At 70.9% G+C, this 19,982-nt stretch carries 17 protein-coding genes; 7 read left to right on the top strand and 10 right to left on the bottom strand.

What is annotated here, in order from left to right; translation table 11 throughout:
* Positions 1–5: 5 nt before the first annotated feature.
* The 4 genes from HUA74_RS05905 to HUA74_RS05890 all read right to left on the bottom strand — a co-directional run bounded on the left by HUA74_RS05905 (position 6) and on the right by HUA74_RS05890 (position 6,224).
* Positions 6–2,426, bottom strand: coding sequence for an ABC transporter permease (locus HUA74_RS05905; RefSeq protein ID WP_174453759.1), 2,421 nt, complete (start codon positions 2,424–2,426; stop codon positions 6–8).
* Between the two features lie 87 nt (positions 2,427–2,513).
* Positions 2,514–3,284: an ABC transporter ATP-binding protein gene (locus HUA74_RS05900; protein ID WP_141642615.1), complete on the bottom strand. Its 771-nt coding sequence runs from the start codon at positions 3,282–3,284 to the stop codon at positions 2,514–2,516.
* Positions 3,281–4,525, bottom strand: a complete 1,245-nt coding sequence (locus HUA74_RS05895) for an HlyD family efflux transporter periplasmic adaptor subunit (protein ID WP_174453758.1) — start codon at positions 4,523–4,525, stop codon at positions 3,281–3,283. Before HUA74_RS05895 ends, HUA74_RS05900 begins: the two co-directional genes overlap by 4 nt.
* Positions 4,526–4,691: 166 nt before the next feature.
* Positions 4,692–6,224, bottom strand: a complete 1,533-nt coding sequence (locus HUA74_RS05890) for a DUF5722 domain-containing protein (protein WP_174453757.1) — start codon at positions 6,222–6,224, stop codon at positions 4,692–4,694.
* A gap of 204 nt (positions 6,225–6,428) precedes the next feature.
* Here HUA74_RS05890 and HUA74_RS05885 point away from each other — a divergent pair, with 204 nt between their 5' ends.
* The gene (locus HUA74_RS05885) at positions 6,429–7,973 is read left to right on the top strand and encodes an AMP-binding protein (protein WP_174453756.1); all 1,545 of its coding nucleotides are present in this window, start codon (positions 6,429–6,431) and stop codon (positions 7,971–7,973) included.
* Between the two features lie 157 nt (positions 7,974–8,130).
* Complete coding sequence (locus tag HUA74_RS05880; protein ID WP_141642612.1) at positions 8,131–8,523, top strand: response regulator; 393 nt, start codon at positions 8,131–8,133, stop codon at positions 8,521–8,523.
* Between the two features lie 21 nt (positions 8,524–8,544).
* Here the strand turns inward: HUA74_RS05880 and orn are convergent, their stop codons facing one another.
* From orn to HUA74_RS05860, 4 genes are all read right to left on the bottom strand, one after another.
* Positions 8,545–9,096 carry an oligoribonuclease gene (orn, locus tag HUA74_RS05875; protein WP_141642611.1) on the bottom strand — a complete coding sequence of 184 codons (552 nt, stop codon included), beginning with the start codon at positions 9,094–9,096 and terminating at the stop codon, positions 8,545–8,547.
* A 51-nt stretch (positions 9,097–9,147) separates the two neighbouring features.
* Complete coding sequence (locus tag HUA74_RS05870; protein WP_174453755.1) at positions 9,148–9,600, bottom strand: archease; 453 nt, start codon at positions 9,598–9,600, stop codon at positions 9,148–9,150.
* Positions 9,597–10,298 carry a dienelactone hydrolase family protein gene (locus HUA74_RS05865; RefSeq protein WP_174453754.1) on the bottom strand — a complete coding sequence of 234 codons (702 nt, stop codon included), beginning with the start codon at positions 10,296–10,298 and terminating at the stop codon, positions 9,597–9,599. Before HUA74_RS05865 ends, HUA74_RS05870 begins: the two co-directional genes overlap by 4 nt.
* Positions 10,299–10,369: 71 nt before the next feature.
* Entirely contained in the window at positions 10,370–11,059 is a 690-nt protein-coding gene (locus HUA74_RS05860; RefSeq protein WP_246137163.1) for a phosphoribosyltransferase, read from the bottom strand.
* Between the two features lie 139 nt (positions 11,060–11,198).
* On the opposite strand from HUA74_RS05860, the gene HUA74_RS05855 reads away from it, so the two are divergent.
* Entirely contained in the window at positions 11,199–12,095 is an 897-nt protein-coding gene (locus HUA74_RS05855; RefSeq protein ID WP_141642608.1) for a ribose-phosphate pyrophosphokinase, read from the top strand.
* Between the two features lie 119 nt (positions 12,096–12,214).
* Complete coding sequence (locus tag HUA74_RS05850) at positions 12,215–12,970, top strand: enoyl-CoA hydratase (protein WP_174453753.1); 756 nt, start codon at positions 12,215–12,217, stop codon at positions 12,968–12,970.
* Between the two features lie 72 nt (positions 12,971–13,042).
* Here the strand turns inward: HUA74_RS05850 and HUA74_RS05845 are convergent, their stop codons facing one another.
* The gene (locus HUA74_RS05845) at positions 13,043–15,799 is read right to left on the bottom strand and encodes a M1 family metallopeptidase (protein ID WP_174453752.1); all 2,757 of its coding nucleotides are present in this window, start codon (positions 15,797–15,799) and stop codon (positions 13,043–13,045) included.
* A gap of 92 nt (positions 15,800–15,891) precedes the next feature.
* Between HUA74_RS05845 and HUA74_RS05840 the strand changes: the two genes are divergently transcribed.
* A complete protein-coding gene (locus tag HUA74_RS05840; protein ID WP_246137162.1) occupies positions 15,892–16,890 on the top strand; it encodes a lysophospholipid acyltransferase family protein in 999 nt (332 codons plus the stop codon).
* Between the two features lie 6 nt (positions 16,891–16,896).
* On the opposite strand, the gene alr is transcribed toward HUA74_RS05840, so the two are convergent.
* On the bottom strand, positions 16,897–18,117 hold the full coding sequence (gene alr / locus HUA74_RS05835) for an alanine racemase (protein ID WP_174453751.1): 1,221 nt from the start codon (positions 18,115–18,117) through the stop codon (positions 16,897–16,899).
* 226 nt (positions 18,118–18,343) lie between these two features.
* Here alr and HUA74_RS05830 point away from each other — a divergent pair, with 226 nt between their 5' ends.
* Together HUA74_RS05830 and HUA74_RS05825 are read left to right on the top strand one after the other, a co-directional pair.
* Positions 18,344–19,243, top strand: coding sequence for a transcriptional regulator (locus HUA74_RS05830; RefSeq protein WP_246137161.1), 900 nt, complete (start codon positions 18,344–18,346; stop codon positions 19,241–19,243).
* A 67-nt stretch (positions 19,244–19,310) separates the two neighbouring features.
* Positions 19,311–19,979, top strand: coding sequence for a metallophosphoesterase (locus HUA74_RS05825; protein WP_174453750.1), 669 nt, complete (start codon positions 19,311–19,313; stop codon positions 19,977–19,979).
* Positions 19,980–19,982 lie beyond the last annotated feature (3 nt).

Raw genomic sequence — 19,982 nt, 5'->3', positions numbered from 1 at the left:
CGCTCCTACTCCGCCTTCAAGGCAATGATGGGGTCCACCCGCGTCGCGCGGTGCGCTGGCAGCCACGTCGCGCCCAGGGCCACGCCGCTCAACAACGCCGCCACTCCCGCGAAGGTCCACGGGTCATACGCCGTCACGCCATACAGCAGCGTGCTCAACAGTCGCGCCAGCACCAGCGACAACACCAGCCCCAGCAACACGCCCAGCCCCGCCAGCTTCATGCCCTGGCGCAACACCAGTGCCAGCACATCCGACTTCGCCGCGCCCAGCGCCATGCGGATGCCCATCTCCCGCGTGCGCTGCGCCACCGAGTAGCCGATGACGCCCGAGATTCCGAGCGCGGCCAGCAGCAGCGCGGTGCCCGCGAACAGGCCCATCAACAGCGCCGTCAGCCTCTGCGAGCCGATGGACTCGTCCACCAGCCGCACCATGGACGTCACCTTGAACAGGGGCAGGTTGCCATCGAGCGCGCGCACCTCTGACTCGAGCGCCGTGCGCAGTGACTCCGGGTCGCCCGCCTTCACGCGCGCCACCAGGTGGAGGCTGGAGAGGGGCGTCTGCACCGCGGAGTAATACGCCGTCGGACGCGCGGGCTTGTCCAGGCCCCACTCGCGCAGGTCGTCGACGATTCCCACCACCGTGGCCCACTGGGCGTCGGACCGGTGCAGCTTCAGTCGCTGGCCCAGCGCGTCCCCCTTCGGCCAGTAGAGGTCCGCGAAGGTCTGGTTGATGACCACCGCTCCCGCCGCGTCCGGTCCGTCCGTCTCCTGGAGCATGCGCCCGTCGCGCAGCCGCACCCGCAACGTGCGCAGGTAGTCCGCGCTGGCGAAGCGCGTCTCCACCGCCGGCCACATCTCTCCCGGCGCCCGCGTCCGCCCCTCCACGTCGAAGCTGGTGTTCGTCTTGCCGCCCAAAGGCAGCATGTTCGCCACCGCCGCGGACTCCACGCCGGGCAGCGCCTGCACGCGGCGGAGCAACTCCCGCTGGAAGGCCCGCTGGTCCTCCGGCTTCGCGTAGCTCGTGGCCGGCAACACGAGTTGACCGGTGAGCACGCCCTCGGGAGTGAAGCCGGCCTCCACCTGGGTCAGCGCCTGGAAGCTCCGGAGGAAGAGGCCCGCGCCCACCAGCAACACCAGCGCGAACGCCACCTGCCCCACCACCAACCCCGCGCGCAACCGGCCCGCCTTGCCACCCTCCGTCCCTCGCGAGCCCTCGCGCATCGTCGCGCTCAGGTCCACGCGGCTCGCCTGGAGCGCGGGCACCAGCCCGAAGCCGACGCCCGTGAGCACCGAGATGCCCACGGTGAAGAGCACCGAGGAGACATCCAGCCCCACCTCCGCCGCGCGAGGCAGCCCGTCTCCCACCATCGCCACCAGCGCGTCCGTGCCCCACACGGCCAGCAGCAGCCCCAGTCCGCCGCCCACCGCCGACAGCACCAGGCTCTCGGCGAGGAACTGCGCCACCAGCCGCCCACGGCTCGCGCCCAGCGCCGCGCGGATGGACACCTCGCGTGCACGCGCCGTCGCCCGGGCCAGGAGCAGGTTCGCCACGCTGCTGCACGCCACCAGCAACACGAAGCCCACCGCGCCCAGCAGGAGCCACAGCGTCCCGCGCACCTGGCCCACCACCTCGTCCTCCAGCGACTTCACGGTGATGGTCCAGCCGTAGTCCTTGTAGCTCTGCTCGTACAGGGTCTCCATCTCCCGCCCCACCCGGTCCATGTCCGCCTTCGCCGCCTCCAGCGTCATGCCGGGCTTCAGCCGCCCCACCACGCTGAGGAAGTGGTAGCCACGCGAAACCTCCGCCGCCTGCTCCTGCGTGGGCGCCAGGGGCGCGTACAGGTCCGTGTCCGCCGGGTACTCCACGCCGGGCGGCAGCACGCCCACCACCGTGTACGTGTCCCCGTCGAGCCGGAGCTCGCGGCCCAGCACGCTCGAGTCCGCCGCGAAGCGCGTGCGCCACGTCTTGTGCGTCAAGACCACCACCTTGTCGCGCCCCAGCGCCTCCTCCTCTTCGGAGAAGGCGCGGCCCAGCACCGGAGACACGCCCAGCGTGGGGAACAGCGAGGCCGTGGAGCGCGTCAACTGGAGCCGCTCCGGCGCGTCGCCCCCGGTGAGCGTGACGTTGTTCGCATCGAACGCCGCCAGCGAGCCGAAGGCCTTGGGCATCGTGAGGTAGTCCCGGTACTCGGGCACCGACACGACGATGTCCTTGATGTTCGCCTTGGCGTAGTTGCCCCAGATGTGGACCAGGCGCTCGGGCTGCGTGAAGGGCGGCGGATTCAACAGCACGCCGTTCACCACGCTGAAGACCGCGCTGTTCGCGCCGATGCCCAGCGCCAGCGCCAGCACCGCGATCAACGTGAAGCCCGGGCTCTTGCGCAATGAGCGCACCGCGTAGCGGACATTCTGGAGGAAGGTTTCCACGACGACTCCGAGTGATTCAGGACGCGGTCCTCCCGAGAGCCGCCCCGCCCGGAGCGACCCGGGCGAGGCCCACGAGAGGAGAAGAGGTCAGCGGCGCTGCTCGTCCTGCACGATGCGACCGTCGAAGAGGCTCACCGTGCGCGTCGCGGTGCGCGCGTGCGCCGGGTCGTGCGTCACCATGCAGATGGTGGCGCCCGCCTTGTGCAGGTCCGACAGCAACTGCATCACCGCCTCGCCGTTCTTCGAATCGAGGTTACCGGTGGGCTCGTCGGCCAGCAGGATGAGCGGGTCTCCGGCCACCGCGCGCGCCACGGCGATGCGCTGTTGCTGACCGCCGGAGAGCTGGCCCGGCATGTGCCGCGCGCGGTGCGCCATGCCCACCCGCTCCAGCGCCTTCTCCACCCGCTGCTTGCGCTCGGCGGCGGGCATGCCCCGGTACGTCAGCGGCAGCTCCACGTTCTCGAACACCGTCAGGTCGCCGATGAGGTTGAAGCTCTGGAAGATGAAGCCGATGTGCCGGTTGCGCACCAGCGCCCGGTCCGACGCCGACAAATCCAACACGCTCTTTCCATCCAGGAGGTACGTGCCCCGCGTCGTCGTGTCGAGCAACCCCAGCACCGCCAGCAGCGTGGACTTGCCGGAGCCCGAGGGGCCGACAATCGCCACCCACTCCCCCTGGCGGATGTTGAGGTGGATGTTGGAGAGCGCGTGTGTCTCCACCTCCTCCGTCTCGAAGACCTTCGTCAGCCCTTCCAGCGTGATGAGGGACTTGCCCGACTCCACCTTGGCCGCACCCGACAGCACCGCCGCGTCCTCGGAAGCAGGCGTCTCCGCATTGTTGTTCGTCGTCGTCATCATCGCAGCCTCACCCGCTCGACCGCATCCCACGCGGCCATGTCCGACAGCACCACCTGGTCACCTTCCGCGAGGCCCTGAAGCACCTCCACGGCATTCACCGAACCCCGGCCCAGCTGCACCGGCACTCGAATCGCTTCGTCACTGCCCGGCATCAACCGGAACAGCGACATCGTCCCGTTGGGCTGCGCACCGGCCGGACGACCCACCGACAGCACGTTGCCCAGCCGCTCCAGCTCCACGGTGCCCTCCACCGTGAGGTCGGGCCGCGCGCCCTTGGGCAGCTCGTCGGGCAGCGACACCTCCACCCGCACCGTGCCCTGGCTCGCCGCCGGCGCCACGCGCGCCACCGTGCCCTCCACCACGCCGTTGCGCGTATCCACCAGCGCCTTCTGGCCCTGGACGATGTCGCGCGCCTGCGTCTCGGCGATTCTCAGCTCCGCCTTGAGCCGCTCCGGCTTGACGACCTTCGCCAGCAACACGCCCGGCGTCACCCACTGACCCAGCTCCAGCGGCAGCTCCTGCAGCACTCCGTCCTCCCCGGCGAGCACCTTCATCGACTCCACCTGGGTACGACGGAAGCGGGCCACCGCTTTCAATCGCTCCACCTGTCCCTGCAACGCCACCAGCTGGTCCCTCATGCTGGAGGCGACGACGGACAGCTTCTTGCGCTCCAAATCCAGGCGGCGCGTCATCTCGCCCGCCTTCTCGCCCGCCTGCCGCGCGTCGAGCGCGGGGATGAGGTCCTTCTCGACGAGGACGGCGTTGGCGGTGGCGCGGCGCTCGGCGTCGGAGGACTCGGCGGTGAGGGTGGCCACCGCGGCCTCCTGCGCCAGCCGCTGCGTCTCCAGCGTCATGCGCATCTGGATGAACTCCGCCTCGGCGCTGGCGAGCTGCCGCTCCGCCTCCAGCATCTGGAGCTGCACGTCCGGGTTGGCCAGCTCCATGAGGAGCGTGTCCGCCTTCACCGTCGCGCCGGGCCGCACGTGGATTCGCTCCACGCGGCCCGCGGTGTCCGCCGTCAGCCAGCGGATGTACTCGGGCACCAGCGTGCCCGCGCCCTTCACCTGGCGCACCATGGGGCCGCGCTTCACCGTATCCAGCCACACCGAGGCCCGGTCCACCGAGGGCGCCGCCGGACGCAGCCGACCCAGACCCACCGTGACGAGGATGAGCGCGAACGCGCCGCCGATGGCGAACAACCAGGGTTTACGGCGCGGCTTCTTGGCTTTGGGAATGTCCACGGGCCACCCCTAGAGCGAGCCGCGTGCCAACCGTTACACGCGACTCAACCCCAGGAAATTGCTCGGACCCCGCACGCCCCCTCGTGGGCCCGTGCCCGGTTCCGCGAAGTGCTGTCCCAGAAGCGAACAGCACCCCGCCCCGCCCGGCCTCCAGGCGGGTTCACCGTCAGGGGAAGGCGTAGCCCAGGAGCTGCTCGGTCACCTGCCCCTCGCAGTTCGACGCGGGGGAGATGAAGTGGTCCCTGCCCTGACCCAGGTTGCAGCGGTAGAGCGGAACGGTGCCCGGCACCTGCTGCAGGTGGATGTAGCCCACCGGCCCCAGGGGCGGCAGGCCCTCGCAGCCCACGTCCGGGCTGAGCAGGTTGTGGTCGCCCACGCGGCACTCGTACAGCATCCGCATGCCCGGCATGCCGTCGCGCAGCAGCCGCCACGAGGACTCCTGCCGGAAGCCCGGAGGCAGGAGCCGCGACGACGCCCAGTGGCCTCGCGTGGCGTGGTAGCCCCGGCGCAGGCGCGTGTACGGCAGCTCCTCGAAGCCGCAGGAGAGCTGGGGCGGGTTCAAGTCACTGCGGTTGGCCAGCGCCCATGTGCTCCACGACGGCTTCGCGCTCCCGTCCACACGGCGCAGCCCGAGCGCCAGTCCACCCTCCGCCGCGTTGTCGTGCATGCGGTGGTAGATGTAGCTCTCGATGCCGGGCGTCCCCAGCACGTTGCGGAACGAGTCGCACACCGCCGTCTGCTGCGCGGCCTCCGACGACTGCGGCGAGCCGGAGTGGATGCCGCTCTCCGTGAGCTGGATTTCCCACGCGTGCTGCCGGGTGGGGAACGTCTTGCGCAGCCAACCCGCCAGCACGCCCAGGTTGCCGTACGTCACGCGCGGGTAGTCATCCGCGGAGAACTGCGGACGGAACAGGTCCGGCGCGTACGGGTGGTACGCCACGCGCCACGCTCGCGAGCCCACGCGCGCCGCGAAGCCATTCAAGAACGTCGTCGCCGACAGGAGCGGACTGCTCGCCCCTGGCGCATCCAGCTCCGGACCGAAGTGGTGCGTCAGCGAGATGAGCACCTTCGCCGCCGACTGCCACGTCATCACCTGGTCATAGGCGGCGTTGTAGCTGGCCGCGTACGTGTCCAGCCACGCCGTGGTGTTGCACGCGCCCGCGCCCTGACCGCAGCCGATGTCGAACCAGTCGTTGGAGTTGACCTCGTTGTGGATGACGAAGTCGGCGATGCGGCCGTGGCCGTTGAGCCCGTTGTAGCGCTGCGCGAGCAGGCCCACGAAGCGGCCGTAGTCCGCCGCGTTGTTGGGTGCGCAGAAGATGTCGAAGCCCGCGGCCGCGGGCGTACACGTGCGGCCCGCGCGCGCCCACGCGGGCACGCCGTACACCACCGCCGTCACCACCACGCCGCGCGCCGTCCACTCGCGGATGGCCGCGTCCACGTTGGCCGCCACCGCGAAGCAGTGCCCCGCGTACTCCACGCGCCCTCCGGTACACGGCGGCGCCTGCACCGACGGCTCCCACGAGGCCCAGACCAGGTTCATCGCCACGCCGCCCGTGTTGTTGCCCGCGAGCTCGTCGTAGCCAGGCCAGAAGTCCGGCTGCACGCCCTTCAGGCGATACGCGGTGCGCGTCGGATACGGCAGGTTCGCCCCCGCCACCGCCGGCAGCAGTCCCACCACGGCCAGAGCCAGCGCCAACCCAAGGGCCCGGCCTCCAAACAGTCCTCGACGCAAGTGACACCTCCCGTGCGCGTCGAGCCCGCCGAGGACCCACTCCCTGTCTCGCGTCCTCAGGCCAACTCAACGAGATAATCAGATTATACAGTTAAAACCACTCTATGTCGTCAAAATTGACTCACAGCTTGTCTTGATTGGAAGTGAGGGAAGTAGGCTGCGCGGCTCATGCCTTCGTCCCTCCTCGAAGTTTTCTTGGAACACGCCCACGACGCGCCGGGCCGGCCGCTGCTCACGTTCGAGCGCGAGTCGACTTCCCACGGCGAGCTCGCCGCGCACGTCGCGGCCTTCGCGAAGGGGCTGCGTCAGCGCGGCCTGCAGCCAGGCGAGCGTGTGGCGCTCTTCCTGGAGAACAGCCCTCGCTTCATCGTCGCCTACCTGGGTGTGCAGCACGCGGGCTGCGTGGTGGTGCTCGTCAACACGGCGTACCGCCAGGTGGAGCTGGCCCACATCCTCGCGGACGCGGAGGTGCACACCTGCGTCACCAGCGCCTCGGGAGTCGCCGAGCTCATCCCCCTGAGAGACCAGCTCCCGTCGCTGCAGTGGCTGGTCACCGTGGAGCCAACCACCGTCGCGCCTCCGGCCTCGCTGGAGGTCATCGACTTCGACACGCTGCTCGAGGAAGGCACGACGTCACCGGTGGCGCTCGCGCTGCCGCGTCCGGAGGACCTGGCGGTGCTGGGCTACACGTCCGGCACCACCGGCCGCTCCAAGGGCGCCATGCTGCTGCACCGCAACCTGCTGGCCAACGTGAAGGCCGTCACCGAGGCGTGGCGCTGGACGGCGGCGGACCGGCTGCTGCTCGCCCTGCCGTTGTTCCACACGCACGGCCTCATGGTGGGCCTGCACGGCACGCTGTACACCGGGGGGAGCCTGGAGTTGCACCGGCGCTTCGTCGCCACGGAGGCGCTGGCCACGTTGCGCGATGACGCCTCGCTGACGATGTTCTTCGGCGTGCCCACCATGTACGGACGGCTGCTGGAGGAGTCACGGCGCACGGGCGTGAAGCCCCGCGAGCTGCGCCTGTGGGTCTCCGGCTCCGCGCCCTTGAGCCCCCAGCTCTTCCACGACATCGAGAAGGACTTCGGCGCGCGCATCCTGGAGCGCTACGGGATGACGGAGACCCTCATGAACACCACCAACCCGTACGACGGCGAGCGCCGGCCGGGCACGGTGGGCTTCCCCTTCCCCGGCCAGCAGGCGCGCGTGGTGGACGTGCGCACGCGCCGGCACCTGCCCCCGGGGGAGATGGGGGAAATCGAAGTCCAGGGCCCCCACGTCTTCGCCGGCTACTGGCGCCGGCCGGATGCCACGTCGGAGTCCTTCGACTCGGAGGGCTGGTTCCGCACGGGCGATTTGGGCGAGCTGGACGCGGACGGATACCTGCGCATCACCGGGCGGGCGCGGGAGCTCATCATCAGCGGCGGCTTCAACGTCTACCCGCGCGAGGTGGAGGAGGTGCTCGCCACGCACCCGGGCGTGGCCGAGGTCGCCGTGCTGGGCCTGCCGGACGCGGACTATGGCGAGCAGGTGGTGGCCGTTGTGGTTCCCCCCGCCGGCGTCCACGCCCCCGAGGCCCAGGCGCTGGTGGACTGGTGCAAGGACAGGCTGGCCAGCTTCAAGAAGCCCCGTCGCGTCGTCTTCATGGACTCGCTGCCTCGCAACGCGCTAGGCAAGGTCCAGAAACACCTGTTGCGAGCCCGACTGCGGTGAGACCCCTGGTCCGCAGCATTCCGAACACACCGCGCTCAAAACCATGGCTTGCGCCGCGCCGTGTCCTACCGTCCCGCCCTGGGGTGGCCGGAGCCGGGGTGGTTCCGCTGAACGAGGCCCCGTGTGGTGACCGCGCGCGAAGGGAGGGTGTGCGTCGATGAAGCGGCTGCTCATCGTGGATGACGAGCTGGCCATCGTCGAGGCACTCCAGGACATCCTCTCCGTGGAGGGCTACGGCATCCTCACCGCCTTCAACGGCGCGGAGGGCCTGCAACGGATGGCGGAGGTGCGTCCGGACCTGGTGCTGCTGGACTTGATGATGCCGGTGATGGACGGCCGGGAGATGCTCCGTCGCATGCGCGACGACGCCTCGCTGCGCACCATTCCCGTGGTGGTGATGAGCGCGGGCCGCATCTCCGAGGAGGAGCGCCGCTCCAGCGCCCGCTTCCTGGCCAAGCCCTTCGAGCTCGACCTGCTGCTGGAGACCATCACCGAGCTGCTCGGCGGGCCCGACGGGCCCACGCCCGGCACTCCGGGGACGGCGGGTTGAGGCACGCCGTCCCGTCGTCGCTCAGCCCGGCGTCGCGCGGAACAGGATGTCGCGGTAGTACTGCAGCTCGTTGATGCTGGAGCGCAGGTCCGCGAGCGCGGTGTGGCCGCTGGGCGGCTTTCGCGGCTCCACCAGGTTCGGGTACCAGGCGCGCACGAGGACCTTGAGGCTCGTCACGTCCACCATGCGGTAGTGCAGGTAGCGCTCCAGGAGCGGCATGTACTGGAACAGGAAGCGGCGGTCGGTGTGGATGGAGTTGCCGGCCAGCACGCCCTCGCCCAGCGGGCAGTGCTCCGCCACCAGCGCCGTCACTTCCCGCTCCGCCACCCGCAGCGACGTGCTGGAGGCGCGCACCTTCTCGAGCAGGCCGTTGCGCGTGTGCATTTCACGCACCACGGGCTCCATGCGCAGGAGCACTTCCTCCGGCTGCCAGATGACGCGTTCGAACTCCGCGATGGGGCGCAAATCCGGCCCGGTGATGATGACGCCAATCTCGATGATGGCGCACGACTCGGGGTCCAACCCGGTCATCTCCAGGTCCAGCCAGACAAAGCGGGGTTCACGCGAGCGCATGCCGATGCCTATACCAGCCCCCGCGCCCATGCGGGGCCTCAATACTCCGCTTCAGACTTCCACCTCGCATTCGGCGGTCCACCGACCGTCCGCGCTCCGGCGCACGGTGGGTCCGCTCAGGGTGACGCCTCTCACGTCCCGAGAGGGACGATGCCTCACCGGGTCCAGGTGCTCACCGTAGCCGCGGCCGAACAGGCGCGGTCCATCCAGGCGCACCGCGAAGCAGCGGAAGCGCAGTCGCCGCGAGCCCATGAGCTGGACGACGGAGCGCAGCCAGTCCATCAGCAGACCCTCCCGGTCGACGGCGTCGCACACCACGTCCACCTCCTCGCGCACCTCCACGGTGGACGGGTCCGTCACGCGCGTGCACAGCGCGAGCGCGACCTGCTCGAAGGCCTCCTCGGGCGTGCGGCCCTCGCCTCGCACCGCGACTTCGCCGCCCCGGGAGAAGACCTCCCAGCGCGGGGGCGGCGACTCTTCGCCTGTCCACGACTCGGTGCTCATTCACGCGCCTCCAGTCGAGGTGCATCCAGGTGTCGCGTGAACCAGTCGGCCGCGCGGCGCGCCACCTCCTCCAGCGTGCCGGGCTCCTCGAACAGGTGGGTGGCGCCGGGGATGACGATGAGGGACTTGGCGGCGGACAGCTCGTCGAACGCGTCCTGGTTCAGCTCCAGCACGTCCACGTCCAGGCTGCCCACCAGGAGCAGCGTGGGCGCGCGGACCCGGGCCAGCGCGGGGCCGGCCAGGTCCGGCCTGCCACCGCGAGACACCACCGACTGGACGAGCTCCGGGTGCAGCGCGGCCGCCACCAGCGCCGCGGCGGCGCCGGTGCTGGAGCCGAAGTAGCCCAGGCCCATCCCGGACAGCTCCGGCTGGGCCTGCGCCCACCGCGTCACGGCGATGAGCCGCCGCGCGAGGAAGGGGATGTCGAAGCGCAGCTCGCCGGTGCCCGCGTCCATCGCCTCCTCGTCCGCGCCGAGCAAATCGAACAGCAGCGTGGCCAGCCCCGCGTCGCGCAGGCTCCGCGCGACGGCGCGGTTGCGGGGGCTGAAGCGACTGCTGCCGCTGCCGTGCGCGAAGACCACCAGCCCGCGCGCGCCCGGAGGAAGCCCCAGACTGCCGCCCAGCTCCACCCGCCCGGAGCGCACCGCCACCTCGTGGACCTCTTGGTCCTCTTGGTCCTTCGGGTCGTCCTGCCACATGGAGCCGCCCTCCTCGCGTCACGGGTTCACATCGTCACAAGCCCAAGGCTTCACGACTCACGGCGCACGGCTCACATCCAGGACCCACCCGGGTCCGTGGACTCCAGCACCGCCTGGGAGCGCCATGGCGGCTGGCGCGAGCGCTCGACCAGGTTCTGCAGCTCCACGTCCGGGAACGCGCGGAAGTCGTCGTACGCCTCGGCCACGGAGCGCATCCCCGCCTCCGTCGAAACGCACGCCACCGCGTCCGCCTCCCTTCGCAGCACCTCCAGCCCCTGGGGCGAGGCCACCGGGGTGCCCATCACCAGCCGGGCCGGATGCAGGAGCCGCAGGGCCCTCAGCGCGGCGGCGGCGGTGGCGCCCGTCAGCACGCCGTCATCCACCAGCAGCACCGTGCGGCCGCCCAGCTCCGGCGGAGGACGTCCGCGCAGCCGCCGCACCTGCTCCTCCACCACGCTGGCCTCTTCGCTCACCAGCGAGTCCACCTCGCTCCTGGGCAGGGGCGCCAGCCGCAGCGAATCCGAGAGCAGGTACTGGCCGCCTCCCTCGGACACCGCGCCCAGGGTCAGCGCCCGTCCGGGGATGCTCAGCCGCCTCGACACCCAGACGTCCAGAGGGACTTCCAGCGCGCGGGCCACCTCGTACGCCACCCGAAGCCCCCCGCGAGCCACCCCCAGCACGCGCGCGTCCGAGCCCCGGTAGGGCAGGAGCATCGTTGCCAGCCGTCGCCCGGCGTCCGCTCTGTCGCGAAAGCGCATCATCACTCTCCTTGTCCCTAGGAAAAGCACGCCCGGGCTCGCTGGCGGCGAAGGGGCGGACAACGGCTCTCCCGGAGGCACGTCGCCAGGGGAGGCAGCGAGCGCCGAGCCCCCGGGCCACCGGGCGCGCTAGGGTTGGGCCATGGACCCCATCCTCCTCATCGGCACCGCCAGTCCCCACCTGGGACGTGAGCTCGCCCTGGCCCTGGGCGTGGCGCCCGCTGACTGTCACTTCGAGCGGTTTCCCGATGGAGAGATGCACCTGGAGGTCCCCGCCGCCGTGCGAGGGCGCACCGTGGTGCTGGTGCAATCGCTGACGCCTCCGGCGGGAGAGCACCTGCTGGAGCTGCTGCTGATGGCGGACGCGTGCTGGCGGGCCGGCGCGGCGCGGCTGGAGGCGGTGGTGCCGTACCTCGGTTACGCGCGGCAGGACCGACGCGCACGGCCGGGCGAGCCCCTGGGCGGTCGCCTGGTGGCGGACATGCTGTCCCAGGGCCGCTTCGCGCGAGTGCTGGTGGTGGACCTGCACAGCCCCGCGCTGGAGGGGTGCTTCGGCGCGCCGCTGGAGCACCTCACCGCGCTGCCGGTGCTGGCGGAGGCGCTGCGACCACACGTCACGGACACCTCGGTGGTGGTGGCGCCGGACCTGGGCGCGGTGAAGCGCGCGGAGGCGCTGGCGCGGCTCCTGGGCCGTCCATGGGCGGTGATTCACAAGGTGCGGCTGAGCGGCGACGAGGTGCACGCCAGCGGCCTCATGGGCGAGGTGCGCGGCAAGCGGCCCATCCTGGTGGACGACATGGTGTCCACGGGCGGCACCCTGGTCGCGGCGGCGGGCACGCTGCGCGCCGCGGGGTGCGCGGATGACCTGACGGTGGTGACGACCCACGCGCTGCTGGTGGGCCCGGCGGTGGAGCGGCTGAGCGCGCTGCCGGTGACTCAGCTCGTGAGCACCGACAGCGTGGAGCCGCCCTCGGGGCTGCCGTTCGGGCACCGGGTGGTGACGCTCGCTCCGCTGGTCGCCCGCGCGCTGCGGCCGTGAGCAGGTGGGAGCATGCGTGGGAGAAGTGGGCACACGAGGGCCCGGCGCTCGCGGGCCGGGCGCGGCGAGGGGTGCAAGTTGAGCCCGCGCCGGGGATGGACTCGGTCTAGGCTTGCCCCATGTCCGACACGTTGCTGACGAAGCGGGAAGCGGGGGTCCTCACCCTCACCTTCAACCGACCCGAGAAGAAGAACGCCTTCACGCATGCGATGTACGAGGCGGCCACCGCCGCGCTCAAGCAGGCGGCGACGGACGACGAAGTCCGCGTGGTGCTGCTCACCGGCGCGGGCAGCGTCTTCACCGCGGGCAATGACATCGGCGACTTCATGGAGCACCCGCCCGCGGGCGAGGACAGCGCGGTGTTCCTCTTCCTCAAGGCGCTGGTGGACGCACCCAAGCCCGTGCTGGCGGCCGTGGATGGCCCCGCGGTGGGCATCGGCACGACGATGCTGCTGCACTGTGACTACGTGGTGGCGAGCGAGCGCGTGCGCTTCCACATGCCCTTCGTCCAGCTCGGTCTGTGCGCGGAAGGCGCCAGCAGCCTGCTGATTCCGCGCATGGCCGGCTACGCGCTGGCCAGCGAGCTGCTGCTGTTCGGCGAGCCCTTCGACGCGGCGACCGCGCTGCGCGCCGGCATCATCAACAAGGTGGTGTCCGCCGAGAGCCTCCAGGAAGTGGCCGCCGAGCGCGCCCGTACCCTGGCCTCCCGTCCCGCCGAGGCCGTGCGCGTGACGAAGGAGCTGATTCGGGGACCGCGCCGCGAGGAGACGCACGCCACGCTGGCGCGCGAGGGCGCGAAGTTCATCGAGCGCCTGGGCTCCACGGAGGCGCAGGAAGCCTTCATGGCCTTCATGTCGCGCGGCAGCAAGAAGTAGCCGCCCTCGGGGACCTCATGAGCCCGGAGCCAGCGCTGGCCCCGGGCTCGAACTCCGGACTCCGGACGTGGGTCAGCGCGTCGTCGGAGCCTGCGGCGGACGAGGCGTGCCGCGCCCGGTGAGGAAGGACTCGATGCTGGCCGCCTGCGCCGACTTCAGCGCGACGCACTGGTCCACCGACTCCAGAATCTGCGCCAGCATGCGAGGCCCGCCCGGCGCGTTCGCGTTGCGCGTCGTGAAGAAGTCCGAAATCTCCTGCCGCCGCTCCGGACTGCAGAAGCCGCCGGCCACGAAGACCATCCGGCCAGCCGCGTCCTTCGGCAGGAGCGCGTCGGGCGAGTCCCCCACCAGCCGGTCGTAGTTCTCCTTCACGAAGTCGAGCGCCACGCCCTGCGTGCCCGCGTGCTGCGTGGCCCCGAACACCATCCACATCGTCTCACGCGGGTCCAACGCCTTGTCGAACACCAGCGACAGGCCCTGCTTCACCAGCACCGGGTCCCTGAAGCCGCTCAGCGCCCCCAGCAGGTGCTGACGCGTGGAGCGGTCCTTCTCCGAGCGCACCGCCGTGAGGAGCTTCTGCTGGAAGGCCGCGTCCCCGTGCGCCGCGGCGACCGCGAGCACCGCGTCCACCATCTCCGGTTCAATCGCGCGCTTGTCGGTGAGCCACTTGTCCGAGAGCGCCCGAGCCTCCGCGACAATCTTCGGGTCCGCGCCGTCGCGGCCCGCCACCCGCACCAGGCGCGGACGCAACAGGCGCGTGTCCTCGCTCTCGCCCTTGCGCGAGGCGAAGCCCAACTGCCGGGCCCGGGGGCCGTACGTCTCACGCAGGAAGCGCGCACGGTCCGGAAGGCGCGCCTCCGGCAACAGCCGCGCGCTCGACAGGTCCAGCATGTCCATCGTGCTCTCGACGATGACGCGGTCCGGGTCCTGGGCCATGCGGGCCGCCAGCGCCAGCGCCTCGGAGGCCGGCAGCGCCCCGGACAGGGCCAGCGCCTTCACGTCCCCCAGCAGCGCCACGCGCTCCGAGCGCGACAGCTTCGCCACGCCCGTCTTCAGGAGCTTCGTCGCCGCGTCCCCCGCGAGCTGCATGCGGAAGAAGCCCGCGCCCTCCGCGTTGGGGAACACCCAGGCCGGGCACGTCTTCGCCTCCGGCAGGACGACCTCGGCGCGCTCTCCTTCCAGCACCGTGCAGGCACGCGCGTCCTTGTTGCCCGCCGCGTACTCCACGCACACGGGCACCTTCCACGTCTGCGGCCCCGGCGCCTGCGAGCCCAGCCGCAGGTAGCGCTGCTGGGTGAGGACCACCTTCGGCTGACCCGCGCCACACTCCAGCGACGCGGTGACGAGCGGCGCGCCGCCCTGGTCCAGGAACGTCCCCAGCACGCCCGTCACGTCCTTGCCCGCCTCGGCGGACAGCGCGTCCAGGAAGTCCTTCGCCGTGGCGTTGTCGTGCGCGTGCTTGCGCAGGTAGCGCTGGATGCCCTTGCGGAACACCTCACGCCCCAGCCACTCCTCCGTCATGGTGAGGACCGCGGAGCCCTTGCCGTAGGTGATGCCGTCGAACGCGTTGTGGATGTCATTGGCCGTGTCGATGGGCTGACGGATGCGGCGCGCGGACAGGAGGCTGTCGGAGTCCAGCGAGCGGCTGCGGTCCTGCACGCGCTCCACCGGCGCGTCCCACGACGGCTGCCACGTCTCGATGATGCGCGGGGTCACCCAGGTCGCGAAGGATTCGTTGAGCCACAGGTCGTCCCACCACGCCAGCGTGACGAGGTTGCCGAACCACTGGTGCCCCAGCTCGTGCACCTGCGTGTCGGAGAAACCGCGCTGCCGGCTGAGCGAGTCCTCTTCCGGCTTCGCCAGCATCATCCGCGAGTTGAACGTCACCAGGCCCGGGTGCTCCATGGCGCCACCGAGCAGCGGCACCGCGATGACGTCCAGCTTCTCGTACGCGTAGGGGATGCCGAAGTAGTCCTCCAGCGCGGCGAGGATTTCGGGCGTCACCTTGGCGGCGTAGGTGCCTTCGACGGCGCGGCCCTTCGGGGTGATGATGCGCGTCTTCACCTTCTTCTGGCCGGAGTCCGCGGCGGCGAGGAAGTCGAACGGGCCCACGCCGAAGGCGATGAGGTAGGAGGGCAGGGGCTGGGTGCGCGCGAAGCGGTAGGTGCGGCCACCGTCCGGACGGGCCTCCTCGGCGAGCTGCGGCGTGTTGGTGACGGCCACGTTGCCCGCGGGCACATGGAACGTCAGCTGCCAGGGCACCTTGAACTCGGGCTCGTCGAAGCACGGGAACACGCGCCGCGCGTCGATGGGCTCGAACTGCGTATAGACGTACCAGTCGCCGCCCTCGTTGACGCGGAAGGCGCCGTCCGTCTCCTTCTCGGAGGCGGCGCCCTCGTACACCACGCGCAGCTTCGCGGTGCCGACGGCCAGCGGCTTCGCCAGCGAGAAGCCGAGGAAGTCACCCTTCTCGCTCTTCAGCGGCGTCACGTCGATGGTGGCGCCCGCCTGCATCAGCGAGGCCTCCTTCACCGTGAGGTTCTTTCCGTGCAGCCACACGATGGAGGTGGGCTGGGCCACGTCGAGCCCGATGCTCGCCGTGCCCTGGAAGGCGGAGACCTTCGGGTCCAGCGTGAGCTCCACCGCATAGCCATTGGGACGCACGTCCTTGGGCAGACGCAGCGTGGGCGGCGTGGGAGCGGCCGAGGCCGCGGAGGATGAAGCGGGAGCAGTCGCTGCGGGCTCGGCGGCCGGAGGGTTCTGCCGGGCACCGCACGCGCACAACAGGGCAACGGTGGACAGAACCACCGCTCGGAGCAGGTTGGGCATGGCGCGCATAGTGTCCCATGCCGGGCAGCCAGGGTAGCGCCGCGCATGAGTGTGTTCTTGCCGTAATCTTCACTTCGGGGTGGAGTGCCTCCGTGTCCTCGCCCGCTCCCATTTCCGACCAGACAGTCCCGCCAGCGAACGCCGCGAAGGTGCCCTCCGAGCATCTGCGCCGTGTCATCGGCACGCCTCCGGGCCCGGTGGTGAAGTTCGTGACGCGCTTCGTCTTCGCGTTCCTCACGTGGCTGTCGTTCGCGTCACGCGACGCAATCGCCCGCTTCGTGGGCAATCTGGCGTACACGCTGGGCATCCGTCGCCGCGTCGCGCTGGACAACCTGGCGCACGCGCTGCCGGAGAAGACCGACGCGGAGCGACGGGACATCGCGCGGGGCGCGTACATCAACATGTCACGCGTGGTGCTGGAGTCGGTGCCCTCGGGAGACCGGCTGACGTCGGACTGGGCCGAGCAGGGCGTCGAGGGCACGGAGGCCTGGGAGGCGCTGAAGGCGCGCGTGGCCACGGGCAAGGGCGCGCTGATGGTGACGGCGCACTTCGGCAACTGGGAGCTTTTGGGAGACATGCTGGTGCGCCTGGGCGTGCCACTGGTTGCGCTGGTGCGTCCGTTGAAGGGCGCGCTCAACACGCGCATCGCGGAGAACCGGGTGCGCCTCCCCGCGGGGCTCATCTATCCGCGCGGCGCCATCCAGGAGCTTTCGGAAGCGGTGGAGCGCGGCGAGTCGCCCTTCATGCTGCTGGACCAGGCGCTGCCGGCGAAGGCGGCGGTGTTCGTTCCGTTCTTCGGGAGGCTCGCCTCCACGACGCCCGCCATGGCGGTGGCCGCGCAGCGCACGGGCGCGCCGGTGTTCGTGGTGATGGGCGTGCGCAACGGCAAGCTGGGCCCCAGGCTGCGGCTGGAAGTGGAAGGGCCCATCCTCCCGCCCGCGCCTGGCGAGTGCGAGGACCCGATTGCGGAGCACACCGCGCGCGTCACCGCGGCGCTGGAGCGCTGCATCCGCAAGTACCCGCACCAGTGGATGTGGCTGCACCGCCGCTGGAAGGTGCAGCCTCCCAGCGCGACGGACGCGAAGCGCTGAGCGGCGCTACTCCACCACCACGCGCCGCAGGTGCGCGCCCAGGCGCGCGACAATCTCGTAGTGCAGCGTCTGCGCCCAGTTGGCGAGCGACTCGGCGCTGATGGACTCGTCGCCTTCGCGCCCCATCAACGTCGCCGTCACGGGGCGCTCGTCATGCGTGGCGCGCGTCACGTCGACGATGAGGTGGTTCATCATCACCCGGCCCAGCACCGCGCACCGCCGCCCGTTCACCAGCACGTGCGCCTTGCCCGAGGCCAGCCGTGGATAGCCGTCGTAGTAGCCCACGGGCAGCACCGCGATGCGCGTGGGCTCCGACGTCCGATAGGTGCAGCCGTAGCCCACATAGCTGTCCGCGGGCAGCCACTTCACCACCTGGCTTCGGCACCGCCACGACAACACCGGCTTGAGCACCGGCACCTCGCCCAACACCAGCCGCGCCGACAGCCGCGTCTCCGCCGAAGGCCACAGCCCATACAGCGAAATTCCCACCCGCTGCGCCTCGTAGCGCGCCCGGGGCAACACCAGCGCCGCGGCGCTCGCGGCGATGTGCCGCTGCAGCACCCGCCCCTCGCCCAGCTGTCCCGACAAGAGCCGAAGCCCCGTCTCGAACGCGTCCACCTGCGCCAGCGCGTAGCCCTGCTCCGTCACGTCCTCCGTGTTGGCGAAGTGGCTCAGCCCGCCCACCACCTCCAGCACGTCCCGCGCGTCGACCAGGAACTGTGTCTCGCGCGGAATCTGCTCCAGCGTGAAGCCCTCGCGCCCCAGGCCCGTGTCGATGTGGACGTGGACCCGCAGCGGCCGCTCCAGCTTCGCCGCGCGCAGCACCGGCACCGCGTCTTCCCAGCCACGGTCCGCCACCACCACCTCCACCCCCTCGCGCGCCAGCACCACCGCCTCGTGCGGACCCACCGCGCCCAGCACCACCACCTGCCGGGGAGACAGGCCCTGGGCCCGCTCGTGCTCACGCACCTTCAGCGCGTCCTGCGGCGCGATGAAATACAGGAGGTCCACCAGCCCGTGGACCAGCGGCAGCACCTGCGCCAGCCCGTGCCCGTAGGCGTTGCCCTTGAGCACCACGCCCAGCGACCGCGACGTCCCTCCCCGCCCCTCCAGCGCCCGGAACACCTCCACGTTGTGCTTGAGCGCCCCCGCGCTCAGCTCCAACCACGAGGTATGGGCCGCATCCCCGGGCCCGCCGCCAATTGACTCCACGTTCACCTCCACCACGTCGACTCCCGCCCCATACCAGCAATGGACGGGCCATGGGCTTCGCGGCCCCTGGGACACAGGCGCCCGCGTATGGAGCAGGCGCACCGGGGGACCGTCCGGGCCCACCCCTTGTCATACCTGTTGTCCCGGAGCCCTCCTCCATCAGCGAACCCAGGCAAACAAGAGTTCACTTCGGAAATGGTTGAATCCGGATTACGCGAGGGGGGTGCTATCGTCCCACGGCGTGTCCCCCCCGGACGTTTCCCTGGCCCAGGCCTTCATCGCCGCGCGTGGTGTTTCCTCCGCGCCGGAGTCGTCGCTGCCCCTGCTGCAGGAGCGGCTGACGCGTGCATTGACCACCGCGCGCGCGGCCTGGCCCGGGGTGGAGCTGGAGGGCGTGCGCTTCGTCAGTCATCTGGCGCGGCTGCTCCCCACACAGGCACCCTCCGAGGACGTGGAGAAGTTCCACCTCCCGGACGTGTACCTGGCTCGCGCCGCCGCGGACCGGCTGCCCTCCGCGCTGAACGCCTTCGAGTCGAGCTTCCTGCCCGAGGTGAACGCGGCCGTCGCGCGGCTGAAGCTGCCGCCCACGGGGCTCGACGAGGTCCGCCAGTTGCTGCGCCAGCGCATGCTCGTGGGCAGCGCCGACTCTCCCGCACGGCTGGCCGCCTACCCGGGGACGGGCCCGCTCAGCGGGTGGGTGCGGGCCGCGGCGCTGTGGCTCGCGCTCGACTGGCAGCGCCAGCGCAGCGGACATCCCCAGGCGGATGATGGTGACTTGTCGCTGCTCGTGGCGCCGGGGGACGACCCGGAGCTGCTCTATCTCAAGAACACGTACCGCGCGGAGTTCAGCACCTCGTTCTCCGCGGCGCTCGGAGTCCTGGAGCCCCGTCAGCGCAACTTCCTGCGCCTGAAGTACCTGGACGGGCTGAGCATCGACCAGCTCGGCGCGCTCTACGGAGTGCATCGCTCCACCGCGGCGCGGTGGGTGGTGGCCGCGCAGGACGCGCTGCTCCAGGAGACCCGACGGTTGCTCACCGAGCGGCTGCGCCTCACCGGCTCCCAGCTCGACAGTGTGTTGCGCCTCATCTCCAGCCAGCTCGACGTGAATCTCAGCCGCCTGCTGCGCTCGAAAGCGGACTGACGCCGCGGACCCCGCACCTCCCGGGAGGGTTCCCCGGGGCGTCGAAGCGAATTAAAGAAGAGGCGGGATGCGAACGCTCTTCATCGGAGACGTCCATGGCTGCGCGGAGGAGCTGAACGCGCTGCTGGCCGTGTGTGGCTGGCGGCCGGACGACCGCGTGGTGCTGGTGGGCGACCTGGTGGCGAAGGGGCCGGACTCCGCGGGCGTGGTGCGGTGCGCTCGCGAGCGCGGGCTGCTCGCGGTGCGAGGCAACCACGACGCGCACGTGCTGCGCTGGCACACGGGACACGCCCCCGAGGGCAAGAAGCTGGGCAAGGAGCACCGACAGGTCCTGGAGACGCTGACGGCCGAGGACTGGACGTACCTGGAGGCCCAGCCGCTGTATCGCCGCTTCCCGGACCTGAATGTCCTCGCGGTGCACGGAGGGCTGGTGCCAGGAGTCCCGCTGGAAGCGCAGCGCGCGGATGAACTGCTCAACCTGCGCAGCATCGCCCCGGACGGGACGCCGTCGAAGCGCGTGGATGGCGGCGTGCCCTGGGCCAGCTGCTGGAAGGGCCCGGAGCTGGTCATCTTCGGCCACGACGCCATGCGCGGCGTGCAGCAGCACTCGCATGCGGTGGGCCTGGACTCGGGCTGCGTGTACGGCGGGCGCCTCACGGCCTACGTGATGCCGGAAGGACGCCTCGTCTCCGTGCCAGCCCGCCGCGCCTACGTGGACGTGAACGGCTCGCCGTGAGCC

The sequence above is a fragment of the Myxococcus sp. CA051A genome (genome assembly GCF_013336705.1).
Lineage (GTDB): Bacteria > Myxococcota > Myxococcia > Myxococcales > Myxococcaceae > Myxococcus > Myxococcus llanfairpwllgwyngyllgogerychwyrndrobwllllantysiliogogogochensis.
This window is presented reverse-complemented; position numbering and strand designations above follow the sequence as displayed.